This is a genomic window from Microbulbifer halophilus (genome assembly GCF_026183675.1).
In the GTDB taxonomy this organism is placed as follows: Bacteria; Pseudomonadota; Gammaproteobacteria; order Pseudomonadales; family Cellvibrionaceae; genus Microbulbifer; species Microbulbifer halophilus.
On the sequence record NZ_JAPIVK010000072.1, the window covers coordinates 1 to 2,687 of the forward strand.

The 2,687-nt window shown below is 50.0% G+C and carries 3 protein-coding genes; all 3 read left to right on the plus strand.

Going from position 1 to position 2,687, the window contains the following annotated elements; all coding sequences use genetic code 11:
- The coding region (locus tag OQE62_RS19200) for a DUF6795 domain-containing protein (RefSeq protein ID WP_265723658.1) at nucleotides 1-579 on the plus strand (579 nt) is incomplete at its 5' end.
- A gap of 29 nt (nucleotides 580-608) precedes the next feature.
- Nucleotides 609-1,769, plus strand: coding sequence for a lipase family protein (locus OQE62_RS19205; protein ID WP_265723659.1), 1,161 nt, complete (start codon nucleotides 609-611; stop codon nucleotides 1,767-1,769).
- Between the two features lie 255 nt (nucleotides 1,770-2,024).
- Nucleotides 2,025-2,669 carry a hypothetical protein gene (locus tag OQE62_RS19210; RefSeq protein WP_265723660.1) on the plus strand — a complete coding sequence of 215 codons (645 nt, stop codon included), beginning with the start codon at nucleotides 2,025-2,027 and terminating at the stop codon, nucleotides 2,667-2,669.
- Nucleotides 2,670-2,687: the final 18 nt, after the last annotated feature.

Consider the following 2,687-nt stretch of genomic DNA (forward strand, 5'->3'; position numbering starts at 1 on the left):
CGCGGCGCGCATGGGAGACAGCACGGCGCACGGTGGGAAGATTGTGGTCGGGTGCCCGACCGTACTGATCGGGGGCTGACCACAATGACGCTGTACCGTCGAAATTTGAATATAGGGAAATCCTTCTATTTCCTTGCTTTTATAATCGCATTGATTCCTGTATCAGGTAATACCATGAGTTCTCTAAATCCTTTTAAAGCATGCACCTTCTCTGAAATGAAGCTCCGACTTACGCTAGACGGAAAACCCGCCGACGGTGCCAAAGTAACCCGCACCGTCAACTGGAAAGAGGAAGTTGTCGATACCTTCAAAGCAGACGAGAATGGCACTGTTCAACTTCCGGCCATGTACGAGAGCTCTGTGACCCAGGTTCTTCCTGTAGAGTTTGTTTCATCACAGGTAATCAGCGTCCAGTATCAAGAAAAAGACTACAAAATATGGGTATATGCCAAACGGGATCCCGCCGAGAACTTTGAAATGAGTGGAAGCCCACTAGAGCTGGACTGCGAGCTTTCAGATGACCCAAAGACTGAGAGGGCTTTTGACTCAATAGTTAAAACCTCCTGCCAGTGGAATTAAACTAATCAAGCAAGAAGGAAGTGCTTCACATGCTATCTCCAAAGTACAGCGCTCAACTCGCCAAAGATATCTACCTCATCAAGGACCCAAATACTCAGGAGTTATTTACAGACATATACAGCCAAGACTTGGAAGTCAGTGGATCCGGAAGCCAAAAACTTGATGGTGAAACAGGAGCGCTCGTTTTCTTAAAAAATGAGCACACCATGGGAATAGCCGCCCACGGCTTGGGCCGATATAAAGGCCAGGCGATTGTCGCACTAAAGGGTACAGCAAGCGGTTACGACGCCCTTACCGACTTGAATGCAGGGGTCAGAAGGTCGCATACCGGCGGGGCCGTCCATCAAGGATTCTATTATAGCTTTGCATCCTTTCTGCCACAGCTGGAAAGGTTTTCCCAAAGCTTGCCTTCCGACGTGCATACCATCCACTGTGTTGGTCACAGCCTGGGCGGTGCACTGGCAACAATGACAGCCGACTGGCTGGCCTGTAACACCTCCAAAACGGTAAAACTCTATACATTCGGCAGCCCTCGTGTCGGCCTGGATTTCTTTGCCAACGAGTGCAAGAAGCGGCTGGGAGAGGCGAACATCCACCGTGTCTACCACTCGCAGGATGCAGTTCCCATGGTTCCGACCTGGCCTTTCCATCATGTGCCAGACGGGGGACTCGGTGACTTCCTACTTCCCTCGCCATCCAGCCTCAACCCGATCACACATCATTCCAGCTCTACATATGTAAGGTCGGTAGCGCCCAATGATAGTGACTCGCTGGATTGGGAGGATGTCAGAAAGCTGCGACCGCAAGGTGCATTCGAAAGAGATATCGAAGCTTGGCTTGAGTCCGACTCAATGATATCGCTTACCCTGAACACGGCTAGAATCGCAGGCGATGCATTGCTTTGGGTATTGAAGAAGGTGGCGGAACTGGCCGGAATCACCCTGGTAGTAGGGGCAGGCACCGCATTCACCCTTCTGGACCGTTTGGCGATGCTCATGCACAAGGCCTACCAGATCAGCAAGGATGCCTCTTTCTGGGTAGTTCGCCTGATTAAGCGACTAGCACAACTGATCGGGGTCAGGATATCGTCGGATGTAAGTATTACTGTGGCGTTTATCCGCATGATATTTATCCGGGTACACCGCGCGGTATCCGACTTGGTACTCCGTGCAGGGCGCCACGTCGACTAGAGACCGTCCCATCTGCTCTAGCCCACTTTGACACCGAGTTGCTCAGTCTCTCTGAGCGACTTCGGTTCGTCAGCCCCGACTTTTATGGCTATAGATATCATTCTGCAACTCTCCCTGATCGCCATAAGGCTCTGATCAGCTAAAGCCAATCAGCAGAAAAGGCCGAATACCCGTAGCCAAAAGTTATGGAGCTCCTAGAAAGGCATCCATCTTCGATCATTCGGTGGCTACGACGTAAAACTTGACCTCTACAGTATGCCCGAAATTGTCTCAATACTTCCAGCTTTAGCAATAGCAGCCTTGCTATGTCTAGGCGTTGACTGTTATGCCACCATACGGCTGACACAAAGTTCCGAAAACTCCACTACTTCTAAAGGCCGACTCAGCGATCTTATCTTCTTTACCCCGTTTATTGCGCTGTATTATCACGATGAGTTCTGGATCAATCTTCCCTTCACACTGCCTCTGATACTGATCACAGTTGCAACCCAGGGATTCGCCTACAAGAAAGGTTGGCTAAAAGCCTCTCCTGAGGAATGGACTATGATACCGGGCCCTTACCTCCTTGCGATAGTCGGCTATTTCATGTTCTTCCGGGAGGGAATTCTAACGACTCCTTCGCCTTCCTCCACTGCTCCAGAAATTTCCGTGGAAATGGAAACCTCCGGCTGGGTGAGCTTCTGGCCCTATATAACTGGCCTTTCCATCTTCCTGTTCACTATTACCAGAAAAAGTACCGATGGAATCACTTTATCGTTATTACTATTCACCCTGATTATCACTATCCTTCCATTTTTCACAGACCACTACTGGTGGGCAATGGGTGCCGGGCTTGTATTGTTTCTGATTGCTGTACAAAGGATGTTCAGGATACGTAAGCGATCAATAAACCCCACCTAAAACCCAGCGCCTCTTCCG

What these genes read in the sequence shown, in the direction of transcription:
- OQE62_RS19205 (WP_265723659.1), top strand. Translation starts at nt 609, where the DNA reads ATGCTATCTCCAAAGTACAGCGCTCAACTCGCCAAAGATATCTACCTC.
- OQE62_RS19210 (WP_265723660.1), top strand. Translation starts at nt 2,025, where the DNA reads ATGCCCGAAATTGTCTCAATACTTCCAGCTTTAGCAATAGCAGCCTTG.